Origin of the sequence: Methylocella tundrae, assembly GCF_901905185.1 — a bacterium.
Taxonomy (GTDB): Bacteria; Pseudomonadota; Alphaproteobacteria; order Rhizobiales; family Beijerinckiaceae; genus Methylocapsa; species Methylocapsa tundrae.
On the sequence record NZ_CABFMQ020000068.1, the window covers coordinates 1 to 19103 of the forward strand.

Below are 19103 nucleotides of genomic sequence, written 5' to 3' on the forward strand. Positions count from 1 at the left end.
GCCCCAGCCCAAGCCCAAGCCAGGTCCCCAGCCGCCGCCCCAGCCATAGCCCCAGTCGTCCCAGTAGGGGTCAATGTAGGGCCCGCCGACCACAACCGAAGGGGCCACATAGACGGTCGCCGGCGGCGGAGCGGCGGCGACGAAGCCCCTCGTTCTGCCGAGGAGGCTTGCGGCGATGTAGCCGGTTTGCCCTTGCCAGGAGACCCGGCACCAGCTGTTTCGGCAGCGAAGAATGTTCAGCGGGGCGTTCGGGGGGACCGTCGTTATCACCGCATAGCCCGTGCCCGGTCCAGAGCGCAGATTGGCGAGATCCAGACTGACGGCGGTCTGGGCTTTGGCCGAAGCGAGTGTTCCAGCGAGCGCCAATCCAGTCAGAAGCGATAGCGAAAGGATCTTCATGATTGCTCTCATTCGGTTGGGAGAAGCTCGATATTCGCGCCGCTGGCGCTCCATTCAGCAACTGTGACGAAAGGCGCGCTCTCGGCCCGTAATTATGAATTGTCATACTCGCGAACGGGTTAAGGCGCGGTAGCCGCCGCCCGCCTGCTGACGAGCGACGCCGCCTCGGCGATTAAGACTTGCAAGGCGCGCATTGGGCTATGATCTGGCGCAACAGGAAGCAAGCCGCGGGCGCGAGCCAAGCAACATCGCGTGAGCAATATTGCGTGAAGCCGACCAAGGGCGGACATTTTCCCCGCGACGGCGAAGATGCGTGAACTAAACTTTTGCAGCCGCGTTGTTGTTGGCGCGCTTCGGCGGCGAGCCAGCATTGGGGCGCCCCGACAGCGGCGAAGCGCCTATTCAGCACGCTCACAATCTTCCGGAGAACTCGTGGCGGAGAAGCAGCTGACGAAATACCGCGCAAAGCGTGACTTTGCCAAAACGGCCGAGCCGAGCGGAGAGGTCAAAATTCCCGGCTCGGATCGCCGCCGGTTCGTCATCCAAAAACATGCCGCGACCCGGCTTCATTATGATTTGCGCCTTGAGATGGACGGCGTCTTCAAATCCTGGGCCGTGACGCGCGGACCATCTCTCGACCCCCATGACAAGCGCCTCGCGGTTGAGGTCGAGGACCACCCGCTCGATTACGGCGACTTTGAAGGCACGATACCCAAAGGCCAGTATGGCGGCGGCACGGTCCAGCTGTGGGACCGCGGCTATTGGGTTCCAGATGGTGACAAAAGCCCTGAAGACATGCTCGCCGATGGCGATCTGAAATTCTCGCTTTACGGCGAGCGTTTACGCGGGAGCTGGGTGCTTGTGCGCATGAAGCAGGACCGCACCGGCGGCAAGCGCGCCAATTGGCTTTTGATCAAGCACCACGATGAACATGCGCGGGAAGGCGACGCCGACTCCATTCTCGCGGAAGATCGTTCCGTCGCCTCCGGCCGGCCGATGGCGGCGATCGCCGCGGGCAAGGGCGCCGGCCCGGAGCCATTCATGCTGAGCGGACGCGAGGCGGCCGACCCCGATGCTGTTTGGGATTCGAACCACGGTCTCGCCGCCGATGAAAGATCGGGCCTGTTGGCGGGGGCAAAAAAATCCGCCAGCAAGCCGGCGCGGAGCAACATCGAAACGATGCCGGATTTCATCCCCCCGGAGCTTTGCCAGCCGGTCGCGCGGCCGCCATCGGGTGAAGGGTGGGCGCATGAGATCAAGTTTGACGGATACCGGGTGCAATTGCGCGTGGAAGGCGGAAAGGTCACGCTGAAGACGCGCAAAGGCCTTGACTGGATCGGGAAGTTTCCGGCGATCGCGAGAGACGCGAAGTCTTTTCCGGATGTGATCATCGACGGCGAGATCGTCGCGCTCGACGATCGCGGCGCGCCTGATTTCCCGGCGCTCCAGGCGGCTTTGTCGGAGCGGGAAACCGATAATCTGATTTTTTTCGCTTTTGACCTTCTGATCGAAGGCAAGAGGGACTGGCGTCCTGAGCCTTTGTCAAAGCGCAAAGATCGGCTGCGGCAATTGATTGACGGGCAGGGGCGGGGAAAAGACGCCCTCATTCGCTATGTCGAGCATTTTGCCACCGGCGGAGACGCGGTGTTGAAATCCGCCTGCCGCCTGGCGCTTGAAGGCATTGTTTCGAAGAAGCTCGATGCGCGTTATCGGTCCGGGCGCTCCGGCGCATGGACAAAATCGAAATGCAGGGCAGGCCATGAGGTCGTCATCGGCGGATGGACGACGACCAATGGCAAGTTCCGCTCGCTCCTCGTCGGGGTCAATCACGGCGAGGCATTCGTCTATATCGGCCGAGTCGGCACGGGTTATAGCGAGGCGAAAGTGAAAACGCTGCTGCCCCGCCTCAAGGCGCTTGCGACGGCCAAGTCGCCCTTCACCGGCGCCGGCGCTCCGCGTAAGGACGCAACCATCCACTGGACGAAGCCCGAACTCGTCGCCGAGATCGAATTTGCCGGTTGGACCGGCGCCGGCATGGTTCGTCAGGCCGCCTTCAAGGGGCTGCGCGAAGATAAGCCAGCCGCCGAAGTTGAGGTCGAGACGCCAGCGCGGGCCGCTGACGTGAGCGTTCCAGAACCCGTTGCGCCGATCAAAGCCGTGGGAAGGCGCTCCGCCGCGGCCAAGACGGACAAGCCAGTGGTGATGGGAGTCGTGATCTCAAATCCGGACAAAGCTCTCTGGCCGGACGCCGGCGACGGCAAAGCGGTCACCAAACTCGACCTTGCCCGCTATTATGAAGCGGTGGGGCCGTGGCTGATGAGCCATATCCGCGGACGTCCCTGCTCGATCGTTCGCGCGCCGGATGGCCTTGCCGGGGAACAGTTTTTCCAGCGCCACGCCATGCCGGGCGCCTCCAACCTGCTCGATCTCGTCACCGTCTTTGGAGATCGAAAGCCCTATCTCCAAATCGACCGCGTCGAAGGTCTCGCCGCGATTGCGCAGATCGGGGGGCTCGAGCTTCATCCCTGGAACTGCGAGCCGTATCGCCCTGAAACCCCTGGGCGCCTCGTCTTTGATCTCGACCCCGGGCCGGAGGTGGCTTTTTCCGACGTCGTCGCGGCCGCTCGTGAAATGAAGGACAGGCTGAACGCCCTGGGCTTGGTCAGTTTCTGCAAAACGACAGGCGGGAAAGGGCTGCATGTCGTGACGCCGCTCGCCGCGCCTGAAGACAGCGAACCGACCTGGCCTCAGGCGAAAGAATTTGCGCGGGAGGTATGCCGGCGCATGGCGGGCGACAGTCCGCGGCGCTACGTCATCAACATGGCGAAAAAGCTTCGGACTGGCCGCATCTTTCTGGATTATCTGCGCAATGACCGGATGGCGACCGCGATCGCGCCATTGTCTCCGCGGGCGAGACCAGGGGCTACGGTTTCAATGCCGTTGAGCTGGACGCAGGTGAAGGCCGATCTCGATCCCAAGCGATTCACGATCCGCACGGCGGCAGGCCTCATCGCCAAAAGCAAAGCCTGGGCGGACTATTGCGAAGGAGAACGATCGATCGATGCGGCCATCAACAAGCTTGGCCGATCGAAGGTCGCGGCGTGATGCCCCCCGGCGGCGTCAAAACGTCTCGCGCCGAGAGCGCCGCCGCGCTTAAAGCGGAGCCGGATGCGCCGTTCCCAATTCCCCCGACGACGCCCCCGATGGAGGCGTTGAGCGCGCAGGCGCTGCCGAAAGCCGATGGCGTCTGGCAATATGAGCCGAAGTGGGATGGATTCCGGTGCCTTGCTTTCAAGCAAGGAGGGAATGTCGAACTGCGGGCGAAGTCGGGGAAATCGCTTCTGCGCTATTTTCCCGAGGTCGTCGCCTTTCTTGCCGATCTGCCGGTCCCCCGCTTTGTCGTTGATGGCGAATTGGTCATTGAGGTCGACGGGCGTTTGTCGTTCGAGGCTCTGCAAATGCGGCTGCATCCAGCCGAAAGCCGCATTCGCAAGCTCGCGGCGGCGACGCCCGCGCGACTGACGCTGTTCGATATGCTCGTCGCGCCGGATGGAGCGATCCTGTTGAACGAGCCGCTCAGCCGGCGGCGCGCGGTCCTCGAGACTTTCATCGCATCTGTCGGCGTTTCGAAAACGCTGACCCTTTCGCCGCGCACGCTGGATGGCGCCGTAGCGGAAGGCTGGCTGAAGGCGGCGGGCCGCGGCGAAACCGATGGGGTGGTCGCCAAGCGTCTCGACGGCCTTTATGAGCCCGGACAACGGGCGATGATCAAGGTCAAGCATTTGCGCACAGCCGATTGCGTGGTCGGCGGCTTTCGTTACGAGAGCGGCGGCCACGAAGTCGGCTCATTGCTGCTTGGCCTATATGACGCTGAGGGGAAGCTCAACCATATCGGCTATACCTCGACCATCTCTGACGTCGAGCGCCCGGCCTTGACGCGCCAGCTCGAAGCGCTCCGCCAGGCGCCAGGCTTCACGGGGCAGGCGCCGGGAGGACCGAGCCGGTGGAGTACGGAGCGCAGCGGCGAGTGGACGCCGGTGAGGCCCGTGATGGTCGCCGAGGTTCGCTTCGATCACGTGACTGACGGCCGCTTCCGGCATGGGACGAAGCTGATCCGCTGGCGTCCCGACAAGGCGCCGCGGCAATGTACGCTCGAACAGATCGCTCCGGCGCAAGGCGCTGCTTGAGAGCCTTGGCAAAGGCCGCCGTCAGCATGGAGGAAAAGCCAATGGCGCCGCGTTCATTCTGGAAAGGCTATCTGAAGCTTTCGCTCGTGACCTGCCCCGTCGCAATGGCGCCGGCGCAATCGGAGAAAGAAAAAATCCGCTTTCATACGCTGAACAGGAAGACGGGCCATCGGATTCAAAGCCGCTACATCGACGCCGTCACGCGCAAAGCCGTCGATGACGACGATGAGGTCAAGGGCTATCCGCGCGGCGACAATGATTATGTCATGCTGGAGGATGAGGAGCTCGAAGCCGTGGCGCTTGAGAGCACGCGGACCATCGACATCCAAGTGTTCACGCCCAAAGAGTCGATCGACTGGATCTGGTACGATACGCCGCATTTTCTGACGCCGGACGATGAGGTCGGGGAAGAAGCCTATGCCGTCATCAGGGAGGCGATGAAGGCGACCGGCATGGTCGGGATCTCCCGCCTCGTTCTCTATCGGCGGGAACGCGCCGTCATGCTCGAGCCGCGCGATAAGGGCATCATCTTGTGGACGTTGAGGTATGGCGACGAGGTTCGCGACGAAAAGCTCTACTTCGACGCCATCGAGGATCTAAAGCTCGACCCGAAGCTGATGGCCCTCGTTAACAGGCTCATCGAAGAAAAAACAAAGCCCTGGTCGCCTGAAATGGCGACGGATCCGGTTCAAAGCCAGCTGCTGGGGATCATCGAAGCCAAGACAAAGGGCAAGCCTCCGCGCGGGGCCAAAGCCGATCAGGAAAAGCCGAGCAATGTCGTCAACATCATGGACGCTTTGCGACAAAGCCTCGGATCAAGCCCCAAGACTTCCAACTCCAAGACTTCCAACCCCAGGCCGTCCAAGCGATAAACCGTCAGCCTGCCTTTTTGCGCGGCGCTGGCGTTGCGGCCGCCTTGGAGGCGCCCCCTTTGCGAGCCCTTGACGGTTTCGCCGCCGGTTTAGCGGAGCGGGACGAAGCTTTCGCGCTTTCCCTTAACGCGGCCATGAGATCGACGACCTTGCTCGGCGCGATCCTTTCGGGCGCCTTGATCTCGCGGCCTTCGAGCTTGGCTTTGACAAGCTCGGCGACGGCGGCCTCATAACGGTCGTCGAAAGTCTTGGGATCGAATTTGCCCTTCTTCGTCCGGATGATGTGCTTTGCGAGATCGAGCATTTCGCCTTCGATTTTCATCTCCGGTATGTCGCTGAACGCTTCCTCGGCGGACCGCACCTCGTAATCGAAATTGAGCGTCGTGGCGATCAGGCCGTTCCCATGAGCGCGAATGAGAACGGACCGCAGTCTGCGAAACAGGACGGCTCTCGCTAACGCCGCGACCTTTTTCGATCGCATGGATTCGCGCAACAGCGTGAAAGCTTCCTGCGCGACCGGATTGCTGGGGGCGAGATAATAGGGCCGGTCGAAGTAAGTGTCGTCGATGTCGTCGCATTTGATGAAAGCCTGAACGTCGAGAACCTTATCGCTCTCTGGAATTACGGCGGCGATCTCCTCAGGCTCGAGCACGACATAATCGCCCTGTCCCGTTTCATATCCTTTGACCTGATCGGCCGGCTCCACCGGCTCGCCCGTTTCGCTGTCGACAAACTGCCGTTGCACGCGATGCCCGGTCTGCCTGTTCAAGGTATGGAAGGCGATCCGCTCCGATGTCGACGCCGCTGTGAAGAGCGAAACGGGGCAGCTCAATTCGGCGACCTTCAGAACGCCTTTCCAATTCGCTCGCGGCGCCATGCCTGTTTCTCCTTCCTGTTCGGAACGTCTCTCAGCATAAGCCGTTCCGCGTCGGCTGTCCTTGCTACACTCCGGCTTTGATGCATCACTCACCGCGCGCGCTCACGAGGCATAAGCTTGAGCAGAATCGCAAATCTCGAACCTGACCAAAGGAAGCCGTCCCTGGCCTGGTGGGCGCTGATCCTTGGGCTGGGGCTTGTTTCCATGCTGCTTTCAATGAGATCTCGCCTGTCGCCTCATGCGCCGGACGCCGCCCGCGAGACCCGCCTTCGGCCGAAAGCTGAAAGCTTTGCTTTAACCGGGCCGGGTCGGCATGCGCGCGAGGCGCTGGCGGGGCAGGCCGCCGATAGCCCCGCCGAAATACCGGCGCAAGGATGGAAACATATCCTGGGGCGGACTTGGCAGGGTCTCGGCGAAGACCGCATCCTGTTGGTCGCCGCCGGAATCACGTTTTACGCCCTGCTTTCTCTATTCCCAGCGCTGGCGGCGCTCGTATCGCTTTATGGACTTTTTGCAGATCCCGCCAACATTGGCGGCCGCCTCGACAGCCTCGCAAGCTTTCTGCCAAGCGGAGCGCTCGATCTCATCGGGAGCGAAATCGGTCGCATTGCAGGCGAGGCCCATCACAGTTTGGGCGCGGCGTTTTTCATCAGCCTCGCTGTTTCGCTGTGGACCGCAAACTCCGGCATGAAAGGCCTGATCGAAGGCATGAACGTCGTCTATGAAGAAAAGGAGAAGCGCGGCTTCATCGGGCTTAATCTTCTCTCGCTGGCCTTCACCCTCGCGGCGATCGCATTCATTCTTCTGGCGCTCGCGGCTATGGTGGTCGCGCCCCTCCTCCTCGGCGACATTGGGCTCGGCGGAAGCGGCGACGCGCTCCTGTCGCTTCTGCGCTGGCCGCTCCTGCTTCTCGTCGCCCTCTTCGCATTGGCCGTGCTTTACCGCTTCGGGCCGAGCCGCCGCGCTCCGCGATGGAGATGGGTCACATGGGGAAGCGCGCTCGCGGCTTTCCTTTGGCTTGGCGGATCGGTCCTGTTCTCGTGGTACGTCGCCAATTTCGGCAAGTATAACGCGACATACGGATCGCTCGGCGCGGCCGTCGGTTTGATGACCTGGCTTTGGCTGTCCGTCATCGTCGTTTTGCTCGGCGGGGAGCTGAACTCCAAGATCGAGCGTCAGAGCGGCCGGGACGCGAGCGCAACCGCGTCGGGAGACAAATAGCGCGGGCGCGCATCCTCGACTAATAAAAGCTTGAAAGAAGGAGAAATGAACATGAACAAGCGCCATCTTGGCAGCCTGGAGGTTTCCGCTCTGGGTCTTGGCTGCATGGGAATGTCGGAATTCTACGGCGAAAGCGATCGAGCCGAGTCGATCGCAACGATCCATCGCGCCATTGAGCTTGGCGTGACCTTTCTCGACACCGCCGACATCTATGGCCTTGGGCGAAACGAAGAACTGGTCGGCGCGGCGATCCGGGACCGGCGCGAGCGTGTCGTTCTCGCCACCAAATTCGGCAATGTCCGCGGCGTGGACGGAGCCTTTCTCGGCCAGAATGGCCGGCCCGACTATGTGCGCGAGGCTTGCGAGGCGTCCCTGCGGCGTCTGCGCGTCGACGTGATCGACCTCTATTATCAGCATCGGGTCGATCCGCAGACGCCAATCGAGGACACGGTTGGCGCGATGGCGGACCTCGTGCGCGAGGGCAAGGTGCTACACCTCGGGCTGTCGGAAGCCGCCCCCGAAACAATCCGGCGGGCGCATGCGGTTCACCCCATCGCAGCGCTGCAGACGGAATATTCGCTGTGGAGCCGCGATCCCGAAGACGAGATATTTGCGACCGTGCGCGAACTTGGCGTCGGCTTCGTCGCCTATTCGCCGCTCGGACGCGGATTTCTCACCGGTCAGATCAAGAGCGTCGATGATCTCGTATCCGACGATTACCGGCGCAATTCACCGCGCTTCCAGGGCGAGAATTTCGCCAAGAACCTCGATCTCGTCCACGAGATCGAAGCGATCGCGCGCGAAAAGGGATGCTCGCCGGCTCAGCTTTCGCTCGCCTGGGTGCTGGCGCAGGGCGACGATATTGTGCCGATCCCTGGCACGAAGCGGTGCAAATATCTAGAAGAGAACGTCGGCGCCCTCGAGGTTTCCCTAAGCGCCGGGGAGCTTGAGCGCATCTCGCGCATCGCTCCTCCCGACAAAGCCGCCGGGACGCGCTACGCGGCTCCGCAAATGAGCGCCTTAAATCGCTAAAGCTGTCAGCAGGGACCTGCCATGGCGTTCGAGACAGCGACGCAGGCGCTTGATCGAGTCAGCTTCCGGATGCTGTCGCGCAGGCATCCCATGACATCGTCGAGCGGCGTCAGCGCCGTGCTCCGGCGCTCGCGCGGCCCCATCGGCGCATCCGCCGTCCCGGAGCGCGAACGCCATTTCGCCACTGTCGTTCGACTCAGCCCGTAATGTCCGGCGAGCACGCCCGTCTTCTGATCGCATCACAGCAAAATTTCAAAGGTCGATAACAATGTCGCCTTGGGGCTGGCAGCAGCAGATCAGCGCGTTGTCGCCAGCCGGCGAGTCAATTGGGTCGGGCCGATATGTGACGGCCCCCGCCACAAGCCCGGTCTCACAAGTGTGACAAACCCCCGTCCTGCACGACCATCGCACAGGCACGTCGCACGCTTCGGCGAGCTCGAGCAGGCTCTGGTAGCCCGACTCCCAACGAACTTCAATGCCGCTCCGGGCAAACGAGACGCGTGGTCCATTGCCGGGAGCCCCGGGCGGCAGATGAGGCTGCGGGCGCGGCGCCGCGGCGATGCCTGGAGTTACGGACGGACCTGAGCCGAAAATCTCGGTGTGGATGTTGCCGGCGGCAACCCCCCAGCCGGCGAGGCCGGCGGTCATATCACGCATGAAGGTGGGCGGCCCGCAGATGTAAAACTCAGCATCGCGCGGCGCCGCGGTCTCTCGGAGCCCATCCATATCCAAGTGTCCGCAAGCGTCGAAATCGACCCCCAACTGATCTTCGGCGGCAGGCGAACTGTAGCGAATGTGCCGGCGACTGTGGGCCAAAGCTTCGAGGAGGGCGTCCGTCTCAACGGCAAAGGGGTGCTCACGACGTTCGCGAGTCCCGTACAGCCACCAGATTTCCTTCGTTGACGCATCTGCCGCCAAAGCGTGCAGCATTGCCAGCACTGGGGTGACGCCGATGCCGGCGCTTAGGAAGACGACAGGTCCGTCGCCCGGGCGAAGCGTGAAGCTTCCCCGGGGCGCGCTCACGTCAAGCACGTCGCCGACCTGCAGCTCATCCTGGATGTATGCGGTGGCCCCTCCATGGGGTTCACGCTTTACGCTTACGCGATAGCGCTCGGTGCTGGGTTCGCCCGACAGCGAGTAGCTGCGCAAGAGCGCGGGCGCATCGGGCGCAGCCTTCAGCCGCAGAACGATAAACTGGCCCGGCAAGGCTCTGGTCAGGGAGGATCCGTCAACAGGCTCGAGCGTCAGCGAGATTACGCTGCTGCTTTCGCGAAACTTTCGTGAAACCCGAAGCGGGCGGAAGCCCAGCCACGCCGGAGCAGGTCCTGACGACGGAGCAAGCCCCGCGTTTCCTGTCGTCGCGCCGCGGCTTTGGTCCTGCTGGAGCAGGGCCTGGAAAGAGGCGCGCCAGCCGGCGCTCAGCGCGGGGATGCGAAGCGCGCGCTCCAACTGGCCGCGACTGTGACCGGGCATGTACAGCAGAGCGTTGATCTCGAAGACGGTCATGCGTTCGGGGCCCTCGGCGACCTGCACGATCTCGTCGCCGGCCGCCACCTCGCCTTCCTGCAGAACACGAAGGTAGAACCCCGGTCTGCCTTGCGCCACCAGCAGTGCGGCCATCTGTGGCTCACTCATCCGCATGCCCACCCGGTAACAGGTGACGCGGGGCTGCGTCACCTCCAGCAACGCGCTGCCGATCCGATATTGATCGCCGATGCAAACCTCGTGGTCGGACAGGCCGTCAACGGTAAAATTCTCGCCGAACTGCCCGTGGGTGAAATCGTCTCGACCGAGCTGGCGTCGCCAGTAGTGATAGGAGTCGATCTGATAGACGAAGACGGCTCGGTGCTCGCCTCCGTGTCCGGCGAGGTCTCCCTGCCCGTCGCCGTCGATGTTGAGACGACGCGCCATGCGTCGCCCTTGAACGGGCCTCTTCCAAATGGCGGTGTGAACAGTCCTTCCGCGCCAGTCGATATCGCGCGGCAGACCGACGTTCACTGATAGCAAACGCGCCGTCACTTCCACCTCCCTCGCCGACAAGAGGAATGCCCATCGCCAGGCATTTGCGCCCGATCTCTCCAAGCGGCTGCTGCGGGTTCTCGGTTCGATTGTTGGCGCGTAATCCTTGTTCATGCAAGCGTGCGAGGCCTGTTGCCGGTTTCGTCGACACCGAGAAAAGGTGTTTCATAAGGCCGGAAGTAGGGCATGGCGAGGCGGATCGCCCTGGCGGTGCGGTCGTGGTAGAGCAGTCGACCAGTGAATTGCGAGCATGCCAATGGGTAGCACGATCTCTCCCCGCCTCCTTCGTATCGCGTCGGCCTTTCCAGACCCGCCATTCGAGTTTCTGCAGGATGGCCAGCCCACGGGCTTTGACATCGCCCTCACGGGCGCGATTTGCACGCGGTTGGGGCTGACGCTGGAGCGTGTCCCGTTCACCGGCGCCGACTTCAACGATATCTTTCAAGGCCTAGTTGATGGGTCCTGGGATTGCGTCGCCTCGGGGGCGACCGTGACGCCGGAACGGCAGGAGCGGGCCGACTTCTGCGATCCCTATGTCGTGTCGGGCCAAAGCCTCGTCGCGTGCGTGACCCGTGATCCGGGCATCCGGTCAACGGGCGACCTCGCAGGGCGGATTATCGGAGTCCAGAAGGGCAACACCTCTGAGCCCGTCGCCGAGCGTCTCAAGTCAGAGGGCCGCGTTGCCGAGGTTCGGATCTACCCGTATCACGGCATCGAGGAGATGCTCGACGATGTCGAGGTCGGCCGGATCGCGGCGGCCATGAAGCTGGCGCCTGTCACGCGCTGGCTGATCCGGACCCGACCCACCCTCCGCATCGTGCAGGAGGGGATCACGAAAGAGCAGTTGGCCTTGTCCGTGCGCCGGGGCAACGGCCAACTGCGCGATTCCCTAAACCACATGCAGGCGCAATTGGCCGCCGAGGGCGCGCTCGCGAAGCTCGTCAAGGAATGGATCGAGCCATGAGCCGCTGCGTCCGCCTCTATAGCGGTACGGATGGCCAGTCCCATGTCGAGGAATTGGAATGGCCCGTCGGGGAGAAGCGCCCGGTCCGTCTGGTCCACATCGAGGAAAGTCCGCCGGGATCGGCGCTCGATTGGCATGTCGCGCCCTGTGAGCAATATGTGGTCACCCTTTTAGGGAGGCTCGAGTTCACGACGCGCGACGGGGAGACTTTCATCCTCGCTCCGGGAGACGTGCTCCTCGCTGACGACACCACGGGATCGGGTCACCGCTGGCGCCTGATCGACGCTTCGCCGTGGCGCAGAATGTATGTGGAGTTCGTTCGGTCGTGAGAATGGGCAATTCCCCTTCGCGAGACTGGCGCGGCGCTCGAGCTTTGGCCTGCCGCCAGTAGGTCTGCTTTGAGATGAAGCGCCAAGGTCCGTTGCTGGGTCGGAAGGCGCCGTCTGTTCAAGCGCCCGCCTCTGCTTCGATCCGTCCGTCCCCAGGAAACTGACGGACGGCTCCGGGCCCTTTCGGATGGCCATGCGCGTGCGAACGGCCTTGGCCGTCAACCTCGAATGCTCAGTCTATAATCGACGCGCGGTGAGTGGCCGAAAAGCGCTTTATAAGCGCGGCTGAATGCAGCCTCTGACTCGTAGCCGATGCTAAACCCGATTTCACCCACCCGCGCGTCGCGCTTGCTCAGCAGGTCCCGTGCTAGCGCCAAGCGCCACTCATTATGATAGCGCAGCGGCGAACGGCCCACCAAGGCGGTGAAGCGCTCACAAAAGCTGGAGCGGGACATTCCTGCAATAGCCGCGAGGGTCTCGATGCTCCACCGCTGCATGGGCCGCTCATGAATGGCCTTCAGAGCATTTGCGATGCGCACATCGGCAAGTCCTCCTAACCATCCGGATGCGGGCCCTTGATGGACCCAACTGCGCAATGTGCGGATGACCACCAAGTCGATCAGTCGCGAGACCATCAAGGCGGCGCCAGGCTGGATATCGCCGGCCTCGAGCATCAGGAAATGCACGATCCCCTCCAGCCAGCCCGCGCCCTCCGCCCGTCGGATGTGGATGCATCCAGGCAGGGCGGACACCATGCCGCGAAGGCTGTCCGGATCGAAACGGAAGCGGCAAAGGACCATGGTCGCTGGGCCGCCCGAGGCCGTCAGTCGCAGGTCGCCCGCGCCACGCGGCAACATCACAAGATCGCCCTCGTCGATGACCACGGGCCCGCTCTCCTCGCCCTCGATGCGCAGGGCCCCTTGGGTCACGATGCAGACGTGCGCGGCCTCGGCTTCCAAATCCAAGCGGCCCTCCGGCGCGAGGGCGCGGGAATAGACGTGGTCTCCCGTGAGGTGGATTTGCGCCAGCACGCGGGACAGCAGATCGGTCGATGCGGGATTGTCGACTTCCACTTCCGGACGAATGGTCAAATTTTCCGGTAGTCCAGTCATGGCCATAACCACCCCATTGAATCTATAAATGCGCCGTGAAGAGTGCTTAACAACATGGAAATATGCACTTTTCTAAGCAAACCGTATTCGTTTTCCCGCGTCAAGTTGCTTTGATCGGAAATGTTCCGATCTACCGGCTTGATCGCTCTGTCGAAAGGACAATCCAATGAAAATGCTCACTGTCGGCGCCGCTCTCGCCGCCGTTTTCGCGATGGGAGCTCCCATCGCCGCCTCCGCCGCAACCGCCCAAAATGTGGTGCTTGCGCCCGGCGCCTTCACCGACAAGTCCAGCTGGGACAAGGTGGCCCATCTGCTGCGCAAGAAGGGCTTCAAGGTCACCGAAGTCGACATTCCGCTGACCTCGCTCGAGGCTGACGTCGCCGCGACGCGCGAGGTGTTGGACGCCCAGAAGGGCGCGACCGTCCTCGTCGGCCACTCCTGGGGCGGCGTTGTGATCGGCGAAGCCGGCGACAGCCCCAAGGTCAAGGCGCTGGTCTATGTCGCGGCCTTCGCGCCGGACAAGGGTGAAACCCTTCAGGCGCTCACGGCCAACGGCCCGCCGACCGAGGGCCTGACGGCCGTGCGGCCGGACTCCAAGGGCTTCCTGTCGATCGATCCGGCCGCCTACGCGCATGTCTTCGTCGGCGACGCGCCGGTCGCGGAAGGCGAGGCCCTGGCTCTGAAGCAGAAGCCAATCAGTGGCGCCGCCTTCGGCGCCCCGGCGACCGTCGCGGCCTGGCATCTCAAGCCGACCTACTACGCGATCTCAGCCAACGATCTGATGGTTCCGCCGCAGGCCGAGGCCTTCTTCGCCAAACGCATGAACGCCACGACCGTCACGCTGCAGTCGAGCCATGCGTCTCCCGTGTCGCACCCCAAAGAGGTCGCCGCGCTCATCGAGCAGGCCGCCAAAGGACACTAATCCCGGGCCGGACGACGGGAGGCCGAAGCCGCCCGTCGCCCGGCGCCGTCTCGCGCCCTCCAGCAGAAACAGGATCCTTGCAATGAACAGTCAAACCTTCCCGCAGCCGGATCGCGACGCAGCGTCACGCTGGCTGAAATCCTATTATTTCACCCGCGCCGCGGTCGCGGTCGTCTGGTTCGCTGCGGCCTTCGCCGTCGGCAAGACCTCGCCGTCGGTTGCGGCGGCGCTCCTCGTCGCTTATCCGGCTTGGGACGCGCTCGCCAATTTCGTCGACGCCCAGCGCAGCGGCGGTCTGAAGCCGAATAGCAGCCAGGCGATCAATGTCGCGATCAGCGCCTTCGCCACGATCGCGGTGGCCGGCGCCCTTACGCGAGACTTGCATGTGGTGATGGCGGTGTTCGGGACGTGGGCCATATTGGCTGGTCTGTTCCAACTCATCACTGGTGTGCGCCGTTGGAAGATCGGTGCGCAGTGGGCGATGATCCTCGCTGGGGCGCAGTCGGCGCTCGTCGGCGCCTACTTCATCAAACAGGCGACGGGGAGCGCAACCGTCGGCATCACCGATATCGCGCCGTATGCGGCGTTCGGCGCCTTATATTTCCTCATTTCGGGCATTTGGCTCACCATCGCGCAAGCGCGTCGCCATGCCTCCGGGCGCGCCGCCTAATCCTGTCTTCACATAAGGGGCGCCGCGATGCGTCGCCCCTCCTTTTTGGTCTACGGTTCCCGCCCTGGCGCGCTTAGCAAACCTACGTGGCGGGCGCGATGCTCGGGGCCGGAACCTGCCTCGCGCCGGTCCTGCGCGCGGGCGCCCGCGCGGGACTTGATCTTTCCGGCGAGGACCGCATCCTCGCCCTGCTCGCGGCGACGCATCACCAACCGATCGAACCGCTCTTTCTCACCAAGCTCGGCCGCGCCTCTAAGCTTTGGGCGCTGGGCGAAAAGAGCCTCGCCCATATCCATCTGATCCACTGCGGCCTGCCGGCGATCGAGAGCGAGGAGCAGGCGTTCCGGCTCTTCCTCGCCGACGGCCTCATCGCCGAGGGCTATCCGCCCGCCGCGCTTAGCAAGGCGCTCGGCTTCGACTTGCCGCAGGGGTTGTGCAAATACAGCCCCGACCAGCCGCGCGACGATCACGGACGCTGGACCGCGAGCGCCGAATCAAGCGGCGGGCCAGGAGGCTTTTCGCTCACCTACGCCGACGAGACAGGCGATCCGGGAGGCTCGGACGTTCCGATCACATATGTTTCCTCCAGCGATCCCGGTAAGGACCGGGAGAAGGACGACCCCCTTTACGAAGAGCGCCGCGCGTTTGGAGAAGAGACCCCCGAAGAGGATCTGAGGCACGGACGACCAATCGACCCGATGGGCCCCACAGCCTTCCCGTTCGCAGGCGGGCGCCGACGGCGGCGCCCGGCGCGGCCTCCGGCCCGAAGCCGTCTAATTTTGTAGGCCAGGATTTTAGGAAGTACGGAATTGGAGTCGAAAAGCCGGATTTAGAAATTGGCTTTTTGGAACGACCATGCAACCGGGCGGGCGGCGCAGCGCGGACTAACCCGTGATGAGATAGAGGATATTATCGCGAATCCTTTGTTAGTCACACGCCAATCGAACAGTCGATTCTACTACTTGAATGATCACGGAGCCGTCGTCCTAGATGACGACGGTCGGGTTGTCACCGATTACGGCTCTTCGAATTTCAAACAGGGCGTGATCGACATTCTCAAGCGCGTGCATTCTGAGGACAAGTAAATGGCACATACCCCTGATTTCATGCTCATCCGCGCCGTCTTGCTGAGGGACTGGGAGCCGATCATATGTAATGAACTCCTTCCCGACGATGAATATGATGATTATATCCCACAACTCATGGAACTCCTTGAAGCCGGCGCCTCGCAGGAGCGCATTGCGAACTATCTATCACGCGTAGAAAGTGTCACCATGGGTGTGCCGACTATCGTCGAACGTACGGGCCGTGTCGCTAGCAATTTAATTGTTGCTTGGAAAGCCAAGCACAAAAAACCTTAAAATTCTGGAACCGACCCGAAAAAAACGGGCTCAAGCCCCCGCTATCACCCTGATCGGGAACCAGCGATCGATCGCCAGCGGGCGCAATAGCCATGGGCGGCACGGGCGTCATCGATCGTTTCCTCGCGGTCTTCACCCAATAGATCGACAGCAGCTTCGGCCTGCTTGGCGGCGAGGCGGCCTTCATCGCCACCACGCTGATTGCGATCGATATGACGCTGGCGGCGCTCTTCTGGTACTGGGCCGCCGACGAAGACATCATCGCGCGACTCGTCAAGAAGACTCTTTTCGTCGGCGTCTTCGCCTATCTCATCGGCAACTGGAATAACCTTGCTCGCATCGTCTTCGAGAGCTTCGCCGGCCTCGGCCTGAAGGCGTCTGGTACCGGATTGGCGGAAGCGGACTTTCTGCGCCCCGGCCGCATCGCCCAGGTCGGCCTCGACGCCGGCCGGCCCATTCTCGACTCGATCTCCGGCGTCTCGTTCTTCGAGAACTTCATTCAGATCGTGGTGCTGCTGTTCGCCTGGGCGATGGTGCTGCTCGCCTTCTTCATCCTCGCAATCAGCTCTTCGTCACGCTCATCGAATTCAAGCTGACGACGCTCGCCGGCTTCGTGCTGATCCCCTTCGGCCTCTTCGCATCGTCTCGGGAGGACCGCAGCTCGGCGCCGGCGCCGCCATCGGCACGGGTCTCGCGGGCGGCGGCGCCGGCCTCGTAGGGGGCGCCATCGCGGGAACCGCCCGCGGAGGCGCGGCGCTCGCTGGCGGAGCAACCGCCGCCTATCGCGCAGGCGGCGCATCCGGCGTTGCAACAGCTGGGCTCTCGGGCGGCGCGGAGGCGATCATCAGCCCGCTGCGCCGCGCCGTCCCTCCCGACAATCGCGGCGATCCACCAAACACAATGCGGCCCGCGCGCGAGCGCCGCTCTGGATTGTTCGGACCTGTGGCTGTGCGAGCTGAGCAGCTTGATTCAAAACTCTGATCGGCTCAACTCCCGCGTCAAGCTTCGTTGTGGTGAGCCAAAGCAACAGCGAGTCATCTAATGTCTTTCCGGCCTTTTCAAACACGATCGCGGATATGCGCTCCTGCTGCGTTCGGAGGTGGTCACGAAGCAGCTTGTCGCGTGTAATGTAGCCTGCATTGACGCCGGGCAGCGAGTGGTTCATGAGAAGGTGGACGTCGAGCTCCGACACACCCGCGGCCTGAGAGAGCGTGCGATAGCTTTGGCGCAGATCGTTTCCCCATTTCGAAAGCGCATCACGTTCCTCTCTGTGCTCCGCCAGGTGGCCCGCCGCGCTGTCGGCTGGAAATAGCCAGAACTCAGCTTGGTCAGGGAAGAACGTCCGTCCCAATCTGATCGCTCGAAGAATGCAGCGGATCATCGCTCGGGAAAGGGGAATATCGAACGCTCTCTTCTCGCCGCCTTTAGGCTTTGGAATGCGGAGCAGCCGCTTGCGCAGATCAATGTCCTCAATGCGGACATTCTTAAGGGCTGCCGGGCGCGACCCGCCTAGCAACGTTAGCAGGTGGTATTCGCGTCGGAGGGGGTTCTGAAGCGTGTAGAGTTCCTTCAGCCACCCTCCAATGTCCTCGGAACCCATGCCGCTATTGCGCCGCTTCTCCTGATTCCAGTCGATGGCCGTGACGGGGTTGATCGGAGAGAGGTCCGGGTTCGATCTGCGGGCATGGTTGTAAATTGCCCGGAGGCTTCGCATAGAGCTATTGGCGATATAAGGGCCATTCTTTTGCGTGATCTTGTCGTGGCGCTCGACGACCAGATCGGGCTGTCGGCCGAGGCGGGACAGCGGTTTATCCAGCCAATCCTTGAACAGCCGTTCGATGTGGTCGCGATAACTCGCGATCGTGCTGGCGTTCCGGCCCTTTCGAATCATGTGCGCGTCGCGATAGCGTTCCCACGCTTGGCGAAGCGTAATCGCGCCGGCGTTGGTCCTTGGAGCCTCGCCCGGTTTCACTCCTTTCGCGATCGCTCCGAGAAGCTCTTTAGCCTTGTTGCGCGCGTCGCGAGATCCCCGAAGTCGCCGAGTTTCTTCCTGACAGAGAATTCGCGAATCCCACCGCGCCAAAAGTCGCCCTGGGCCATGAAGCTTTTCCGCCGCTTTCCCACCAAGACCAGGAAGCCTTTTAGCTCTGTGTCGTGGACCTTGTACTGAGCGGTTGCGGCAAGCGGGAGACGTGCAATTGCCTTGTCGGTGAGAAGGACGGTTTGATCCGCCATGAGTCCCTCAAATTTTTAGTCCGGGATTAGTCCGGGGAATTATCCCGCCAGAGTTTCCCCGGTCGAGCTACGACCAACTACGCAGAAATGCGAGATACTATAGACATTACAGTCTATTAGGTCAAGTACGGTACCGCTGTTCGCAAGGAAGCGAAGACTCGGAAAGCGCCAAATACTTACTACGAATCTAGGGGTCAGGAGTTCGAATCTCTTCGGGCGCGCCATTATTTCAATGACTTATCAATGCAGCCCGGACTAAACGGCTCTTCGCGCTTGCAGTTGACGATGAGGCTTTCGATCGGCGGCGGCAATTGATTGTGGCGTAGCGCACCGGTCGCCGCGAGCGATCGCTCAGGGCTTCGAGCCCGTGCTCCTTGCAGCGGTCAAAGATTTTGTAGCCGGTCTTGCGTGAAATGCCGAACTCCCCGCAGACATCGCTCATCGCCTCGCCCTCCAGAAGCCGGGCGACAAAGCGCAGGCGCTCGTCCATGACCGAACTCTCCTTCCACGGCATCAACGCTTTCCCGGCTAGACGAGCGACAGAAGAGATCAGAATACGGACATCCCTGGCTCTCCGCGACGGCGCCAAAGATTGCGACCAGGCTGAGCACGAGCAAAATCCAGTGCGCCAGATGCACCGGTAAATGCTGCATCTGGCGCCTCTGTAGCCCATTTGTGGAAATGTCGGTGCAGGATGAATGGTTCGATAACGAACAGCATGAGCGTGAACAGCAGCCACGCGCAGACCATCGCGTGCATCCACTAGAATGCGACCGACCGAAATCGTTCCCACAGGTCCAGATGCTCCGACATGTAGAAACCGGTCAGGCCGACGACGACGGCGGCTATTCTTGCCTGCTACACGAACCGGTGCTCAATGGTTTGTAACGCCTTCAGTGGGTC

At 62.3% G+C, this 19103-nt stretch carries 20 protein-coding genes, 1 tRNA gene and 2 pseudogenes; 16 read left to right on the plus strand and 7 right to left on the minus strand.

All coding sequences use genetic code 11. The features are described from left to right. The coding region (locus tag MPC4_RS05950) for an SH3 domain-containing protein (RefSeq protein ID WP_174511714.1) at positions 1 to 399 on the minus strand (399 nt) is incomplete at its 3' end. A gap of 432 nt (positions 400 to 831) precedes the next feature. On the opposite strand from MPC4_RS05950, the gene ligD reads away from it, so the two are divergent. From ligD to ku (MPC4_RS05965), 3 genes are read left to right on the plus strand one after another with little or no spacing between them, the layout of a single operon-like run. Continuing rightward, on the plus strand, positions 832 to 3504 hold the full coding sequence (gene ligD / locus MPC4_RS05955; protein ID WP_174511715.1) for a DNA ligase D: 2673 nt from the start codon (positions 832 to 834) through the stop codon (positions 3502 to 3504). Beyond that, positions 3504 to 4586, plus strand: a complete 1083-nt coding sequence (locus MPC4_RS05960; protein ID WP_174511791.1) for an ATP-dependent DNA ligase — start codon at positions 3504 to 3506, stop codon at positions 4584 to 4586. Before ligD ends, MPC4_RS05960 begins: the two co-directional genes overlap by 1 nt. A 41-nt stretch (positions 4587 to 4627) precedes the next feature. Continuing rightward, the gene (gene ku, locus MPC4_RS05965; protein WP_174511716.1) at positions 4628 to 5458 is read left to right on the plus strand and encodes a non-homologous end joining protein Ku; all 831 of its coding nucleotides are present in this window, start codon (positions 4628 to 4630) and stop codon (positions 5456 to 5458) included. A gap of 4 nt (positions 5459 to 5462) precedes the next feature. Here ku (MPC4_RS05965) and ku (MPC4_RS05970) read toward each other — a convergent pair whose 3' ends face one another. Beyond that, positions 5463 to 6335 (minus strand): non-homologous end joining protein Ku, encoded by an 873-nt coding sequence (ku, locus tag MPC4_RS05970; protein ID WP_174511717.1) that lies wholly within the window; start codon positions 6333 to 6335, stop codon positions 5463 to 5465. A gap of 117 nt (positions 6336 to 6452) precedes the next feature. On the opposite strand from ku (MPC4_RS05970), the gene MPC4_RS05975 reads away from it, so the two are divergent. Genes MPC4_RS05975 through MPC4_RS21715 form a run of 3 tightly spaced genes read left to right on the plus strand, consistent with a single transcriptional unit; the run spans position 6453 to position 8795 of the window. Further along, positions 6453 to 7556 (plus strand): YihY/virulence factor BrkB family protein, encoded by a 1104-nt coding sequence (locus tag MPC4_RS05975; RefSeq protein WP_244628871.1) that lies wholly within the window; start codon positions 6453 to 6455, stop codon positions 7554 to 7556. A 51-nt stretch (positions 7557 to 7607) separates the two neighbouring features. Then, on the plus strand, positions 7608 to 8588 hold the full coding sequence (locus tag MPC4_RS05980; protein WP_174511718.1) for an aldo/keto reductase: 981 nt from the start codon (positions 7608 to 7610) through the stop codon (positions 8586 to 8588). Positions 8589 to 8609: 21 nt separating this feature from the next. Continuing rightward, a complete protein-coding gene (locus MPC4_RS21715) occupies positions 8610 to 8795 on the plus strand; it encodes a hypothetical protein (RefSeq protein ID WP_174511719.1) in 186 nt (61 codons plus the stop codon). Between the two features lie 45 nt (positions 8796 to 8840). On the opposite strand, the gene MPC4_RS05990 is transcribed toward MPC4_RS21715, so the two are convergent. Continuing rightward, positions 8841 to 10499, minus strand: a complete 1659-nt coding sequence (locus tag MPC4_RS05990; protein ID WP_244628872.1) for an MOSC and FAD-binding oxidoreductase domain-containing protein — start codon at positions 10497 to 10499, stop codon at positions 8841 to 8843. A gap of 364 nt (positions 10500 to 10863) precedes the next feature. On the opposite strand from MPC4_RS05990, the gene MPC4_RS05995 reads away from it, so the two are divergent. Both MPC4_RS05995 and MPC4_RS06000 read left to right on the plus strand, forming a co-directional pair. Next, a complete protein-coding gene (locus MPC4_RS05995) occupies positions 10864 to 11571 on the plus strand; it encodes an ABC transporter substrate-binding protein (RefSeq protein ID WP_174511721.1) in 708 nt (235 codons plus the stop codon). Next, entirely contained in the window at positions 11568 to 11900 is a 333-nt protein-coding gene (locus MPC4_RS06000; RefSeq protein ID WP_174511722.1) for a cupin domain-containing protein, read from the plus strand. The genes MPC4_RS05995 and MPC4_RS06000 overlap by 4 nt, the downstream gene beginning before the upstream one ends. A gap of 218 nt (positions 11901 to 12118) precedes the next feature. On the opposite strand, the gene MPC4_RS06005 is transcribed toward MPC4_RS06000, so the two are convergent. Continuing rightward, complete coding sequence (locus MPC4_RS06005) at positions 12119 to 13012, minus strand: AraC family transcriptional regulator (protein ID WP_174511793.1); 894 nt, start codon at positions 13010 to 13012, stop codon at positions 12119 to 12121. A 166-nt stretch (positions 13013 to 13178) separates the two neighbouring features. On the opposite strand from MPC4_RS06005, the gene MPC4_RS06010 reads away from it, so the two are divergent. The 6 genes and pseudogenes from MPC4_RS06010 to MPC4_RS06030 form a co-directional block, all read left to right on the plus strand. Continuing rightward, positions 13179 to 13934 carry an alpha/beta fold hydrolase gene (locus MPC4_RS06010; RefSeq protein WP_174511723.1) on the plus strand — a complete coding sequence of 252 codons (756 nt, stop codon included), beginning with the start codon at positions 13179 to 13181 and terminating at the stop codon, positions 13932 to 13934. Positions 13935 to 14016: 82 nt separating this feature from the next. Then, on the plus strand, positions 14017 to 14604 hold the full coding sequence (locus MPC4_RS06015) for a DUF308 domain-containing protein (RefSeq protein ID WP_174511724.1): 588 nt from the start codon (positions 14017 to 14019) through the stop codon (positions 14602 to 14604). 98 nt (positions 14605 to 14702) lie between these two features. After that, positions 14703 to 15389 (plus strand): hypothetical protein, encoded by a 687-nt coding sequence (locus tag MPC4_RS06020; RefSeq protein ID WP_244628873.1) that lies wholly within the window; start codon positions 14703 to 14705, stop codon positions 15387 to 15389. A gap of 51 nt (positions 15390 to 15440) precedes the next feature. Then, positions 15441 to 15689, plus strand: a complete 249-nt coding sequence (locus MPC4_RS21145) for a DUF4258 domain-containing protein (RefSeq protein ID WP_244628874.1) — start codon at positions 15441 to 15443, stop codon at positions 15687 to 15689. Then, positions 15690 to 15965, plus strand: coding sequence for a hypothetical protein (locus MPC4_RS06025; protein WP_174511725.1), 276 nt, complete (start codon positions 15690 to 15692; stop codon positions 15963 to 15965). 143 nt (positions 15966 to 16108) lie between these two features. Then, positions 16109 to 16829 (plus strand): annotated as a pseudogene (locus tag MPC4_RS06030) (type IV secretion system protein); the annotation flags it as partial. On the opposite strand, the gene MPC4_RS06035 reads toward MPC4_RS06030, so the two are convergent. Together MPC4_RS06035 and MPC4_RS21150 are read right to left on the minus strand one after the other, a co-directional pair. Next, positions 16810 to 17937 (minus strand): site-specific integrase, encoded by a 1128-nt coding sequence (locus MPC4_RS06035; RefSeq protein ID WP_244628875.1) that lies wholly within the window; start codon positions 17935 to 17937, stop codon positions 16810 to 16812. The pseudogene MPC4_RS06030 and the gene MPC4_RS06035 overlap by 20 nt on opposite strands. Then, the gene (locus tag MPC4_RS21150) at positions 17934 to 18200 is read right to left on the minus strand and encodes a hypothetical protein (protein ID WP_244628876.1); all 267 of its coding nucleotides are present in this window, start codon (positions 18198 to 18200) and stop codon (positions 17934 to 17936) included. Before MPC4_RS21150 ends, MPC4_RS06035 begins: the two co-directional genes overlap by 4 nt. A gap of 150 nt (positions 18201 to 18350) precedes the next feature. Between MPC4_RS21150 and MPC4_RS06040 the strand changes: the two genes are divergently transcribed. Beyond that, positions 18351 to 18424 (plus strand) — tRNA-Ser (locus MPC4_RS06040). 36 nt (positions 18425 to 18460) lie between these two features. On the opposite strand, the pseudogene MPC4_RS06045 reads toward MPC4_RS06040, so the two are convergent. Beyond that, positions 18461 to 18714: pseudogene (locus tag MPC4_RS06045) on the minus strand (helix-turn-helix domain-containing protein); the annotation flags it as partial. On the opposite strand from MPC4_RS06045, the gene MPC4_RS21585 reads away from it, so the two are divergent. Continuing rightward, positions 18689 to 18844 (plus strand): hypothetical protein, encoded by a 156-nt coding sequence (locus tag MPC4_RS21585; protein WP_174511713.1) that lies wholly within the window; start codon positions 18689 to 18691, stop codon positions 18842 to 18844. The pseudogene MPC4_RS06045 and the gene MPC4_RS21585 overlap by 26 nt on opposite strands. Positions 18845 to 19103: the final 259 nt, after the last annotated feature.

Coding starts and splice junctions, on each gene's coding strand:
- MPC4_RS05960 (WP_174511791.1), top strand. CDS start 3,504: ATGCCCCCCGGCGGCGTCAAAACGTCTCGCGCCGAGAGCGCCGCCGCG.
- ku (WP_174511716.1), top strand. CDS start 4,628: ATGGCGCCGCGTTCATTCTGGAAAGGCTATCTGAAGCTTTCGCTCGTG.
- ku (WP_174511717.1), bottom strand. CDS start 6,335: ATGGCGCCGCGAGCGAATTGGAAAGGCGTTCTGAAGGTCGCCGAATTG.
- MPC4_RS05980 (WP_174511718.1), top strand. CDS start 7,608: ATGAACAAGCGCCATCTTGGCAGCCTGGAGGTTTCCGCTCTGGGTCTT.
- MPC4_RS21715 (WP_174511719.1), top strand. CDS start 8,610: ATGGCGTTCGAGACAGCGACGCAGGCGCTTGATCGAGTCAGCTTCCGG.
- MPC4_RS05990 (WP_244628872.1), bottom strand. CDS start 10,499: ATGGCGCGTCGTCTCAACATCGACGGCGACGGGCAGGGAGACCTCGCC.
- MPC4_RS05995 (WP_174511721.1), top strand. CDS start 10,864: ATGGGTAGCACGATCTCTCCCCGCCTCCTTCGTATCGCGTCGGCCTTT.
- MPC4_RS06000 (WP_174511722.1), top strand. CDS start 11,568: ATGAGCCGCTGCGTCCGCCTCTATAGCGGTACGGATGGCCAGTCCCAT.
- MPC4_RS06005 (WP_174511793.1), bottom strand. CDS start 13,012: ATGACTGGACTACCGGAAAATTTGACCATTCGTCCGGAAGTGGAAGTC.
- MPC4_RS06010 (WP_174511723.1), top strand. CDS start 13,179: ATGAAAATGCTCACTGTCGGCGCCGCTCTCGCCGCCGTTTTCGCGATG.
- MPC4_RS06015 (WP_174511724.1), top strand. CDS start 14,017: ATGAACAGTCAAACCTTCCCGCAGCCGGATCGCGACGCAGCGTCACGC.
- MPC4_RS06020 (WP_244628873.1), top strand. CDS start 14,703: ATGCTCGGGGCCGGAACCTGCCTCGCGCCGGTCCTGCGCGCGGGCGCC.
- MPC4_RS06025 (WP_174511725.1), top strand. CDS start 15,690: ATGGCACATACCCCTGATTTCATGCTCATCCGCGCCGTCTTGCTGAGG.
- MPC4_RS21150 (WP_244628876.1), bottom strand. CDS start 18,200: ATGGCGGATCAAACCGTCCTTCTCACCGACAAGGCAATTGCACGTCTC.
- MPC4_RS21585 (WP_174511713.1), top strand. CDS start 18,689: ATGACCGAACTCTCCTTCCACGGCATCAACGCTTTCCCGGCTAGACGA.